This is a genomic window from Bradyrhizobium sp. P2_E8 (assembly GCF_056403875.1).
Genome location: NZ_JBFUES010001011.1, coordinates 1 through 2,623, shown reverse-complemented (window position 1 = coordinate 2,623; position 2,623 = coordinate 1). Strand labels below are relative to the sequence as shown.

3 protein-coding genes and 1 pseudogene are annotated in these 2,623 nt (G+C 65.5%); 3 read left to right on the top strand and 1 reads right to left on the bottom strand.

All coding sequences use genetic code 11. The features are described 5' to 3' along the window. On the bottom strand, nucleotides 1-68 hold a 68-nt coding region (locus tag AC1D00_RS35885), incomplete at its 3' end, for a glutamate--tRNA ligase family protein (RefSeq protein ID WP_477013927.1). Nucleotides 69-245: 177 nt separating this feature from the next. Here AC1D00_RS35885 and AC1D00_RS35880 point away from each other — a divergent pair. From AC1D00_RS35880 to AC1D00_RS35870, 3 genes and pseudogenes are all read left to right on the top strand, one after another. After that, complete coding sequence (locus AC1D00_RS35880; RefSeq protein WP_404552881.1) at nucleotides 246-986, top strand: DNA-3-methyladenine glycosylase family protein; 741 nt, start codon at nucleotides 246-248, stop codon at nucleotides 984-986. Beyond that, a complete protein-coding gene (locus AC1D00_RS35875; protein ID WP_477013926.1) occupies nucleotides 983-2,068 on the top strand; it encodes a DUF2855 family protein in 1,086 nt (361 codons plus the stop codon). Before AC1D00_RS35880 ends, AC1D00_RS35875 begins: the two co-directional genes overlap by 4 nt. 156 nt (nucleotides 2,069-2,224) lie before the next feature. Then, nucleotides 2,225-2,623, top strand: a pseudogene (locus AC1D00_RS35870) (monooxygenase); the annotation flags it as partial.

Below are 2,623 nucleotides of genomic sequence, written 5' to 3'. Positions count from 1 at the left end.
GAATAGGCGTGGCCGAGATGCAGGAGGCCGTTCGGGCTCGGAGCAAATCGGAAAACGGGTGGCGACATATGGCAGGATCTCGTCATGGCCGGGCTTGACCCGGCCATCCATCTTCCATGACTCTGTTACGATCGGAAATGGATGCGCGGGTCCCGCCTGCGCCGAAGGTCTTCGAGGCTTCTCGGTATTGGGCCGGCGTAGCTCTAGCAGAGACGGCAAGCCCGCGCATGACGAGTTAGGCCACAATGACCATCCACCTCGAAACCCAGTCCGATCTCGAAGAGGCCGTCCAGGCGCTGGTGAAGCGCGATCCGCGGCTCAAGCCCGTGCTTGCGACTGCGGGCATGCCGGCCTTGCGGCGACGCGAGCCGGGTTTTACGGGGCTTGCGCATATCGTCTGCGGGCAGCAGCTCTCGACCGCGAGCGCCGCCGCGATCTGGGGACGGCTGTCGGACGCCTTCGATCCGTTCGATCATGAGGCGGTGGGCCGCGCGCGCACCGACCGGCTGGGACGGCTTGGCCTCTCCGCCGCCAAGATCAAGACGCTGAAACATCTTGCGCGCGAGATCACGGCAGAGCGGCTGAACCTCGACGTGCTCGCCGAAGAAGACGCGGACGCCGCGCATCACACGCTGATCTCGCTGCCCGGCATCGGGCCGTGGACGGCGGACGTCTATCTCCTGTTTTGCCTCGGCCATGGCGATGCCTGGCCGGCCGGCGACCTCGCGGTGCAGGAGGGCATCAAGATCGGTCTCGGCCTCCAGGCACGGCCGACGGAGAAGCAGATGGCGCCGCTCGCCGAACCCTGGCGTCCGCTGCGCGGTGCGGCGGCGCATCTGTGGTGGAGCTATTACCGCGCGGTGAAGAAGCGTGAGGGCGTCATCGCCGGCGAGGCGAACGCCGTTTTAAACAATGTTGCTGTTGCAAAGCGCCTAGGCGTGAAAGAGAAGATGCCGGCACGGAAAAAGCCGGGACCTTCACCATGACATCGACCGACTTCGTCGTTGCGCGCAACGATCTCGAGCAGTGCAAGCTGATCGAGACCGCCATTCCGGATGCAGCCGCACTGCCGGCGGATGCGCTGCTGGTGAAGGTCGAGCGCTTCGCGTTCACCGCCAACAACATCACCTATGCCGTGATGGGCGACGAGCTGAAATACTGGCAGATCTTTCCTGCACCGCAGCGCTTCGGCAACATCCCGGTGTGGGGTTTTGGCGAGGTGATCGCCTCGAAACATCCGAACATCCCGGCAGGCGAGCGCCTGTTCGGCTACTTCCCGATGGCGACGCATCTGGTCATCGAGGCCACCAACGTCAGCAAGCGCGGCCTGCGCGACGGTGCTTCGCATCGGCAGGGCGTGGCGCCGGTCTACAATGCCTATGCGCGCGTCACCGGCGATCCCGCCTACGCCGGCCGGCAGGGCGACTATCAGGCGCTGCTGCGGCCGCTGTTCATGCTGTCGTTCCTGGTCGACGATTTCCTGGTCGAGAACGATGATTTTGGCGCGCGGACCGTGCTGCTGTCGAGCGCCTCGAGCAAGACCGCGTTCGGCCTTGCGCATCTGTTGCACACGCGCGGCCGCAAGGTGATCGGCCTGACCTCAGGCGGGAATACCGGCTTCGTGACGTCGCTCGGATGTTACGACGAGGTCGTCACCTACGACCGCGTGACGTCCTTGCCATCGAATGCGCCGGTCGCCTTCGTCGACATGGCCGGCAACAGCGCCCTGCGCGCCGAACTGCACCGGCATTTTGGCGACCAGATGAAATGCTCGGTGCGCGTCGGATTGACGCATCGCGCCACCGACGCCGACGAAGGAGCCCTGCCCGGCGCAAAACCGCGCTGGTTCTTCGCGCCGGACCATATTCGCAAGCGGGCGAAGGATTGGGGTCCAGGCGGCATCGAGCAGCGCTTTGGCGCGGCATGGTCGGGCTTTGCGCCGCTGCTGGAGCGGAGCCTCTCCGTCGTCGAGGGCCGCGGGCCGGAGGCCGTGCGGCGAGTTTATCTCGACACGCTGACGGGGCGCATTCCGCCTGAGCAGGGCCACATGCTCTCGCTGCTCGGGTAAAGCGCTTTTGACATGGGCTGATCCAGTATAGCGTTCGACTTCTACTATTGGAGCATGATCTCTTCGGAAAACCGCTWCACGCTTTGCGCTACGCGGYCCTCCGGGTCCGGATCATGCTCCAGAGGAAACGCCGCGAAGACGGCCACGAGGTCGCGAATGCTGGACAGGACGAAGGATATTTCCGTCGCTGCGCAGGCCTGGCTCGATGAATTCGCGGGCGCGCTCGGCAAGCCAGAATCCGCCGCCGCGCTGGACCGCCTCTTCCTCGCCGAGAGCTTCTGGCGCGATGTGCTGGCGCTGAGCTGGAACTTGCAAACGCTGGCCGGCCGCAGCGCGATCGCGCAGGCCTTGGCCACGCTCGCGTCCAGAGCTGCGCCCGCCCATTTCAAGATCGCACCGAACCGTGCCCCACCGCGCTGGGTGACGCGCGCCGGCACCAGCAGCATCGAAGCCATCTTCAATTTCGAAACCGCGCTCGGCCGCGGCAGCGGCATCCTGCGGCTCGTGCCTGATAGCACCGACGGCGACCGGTTGAAGGCGTGGACGCTGCTGACC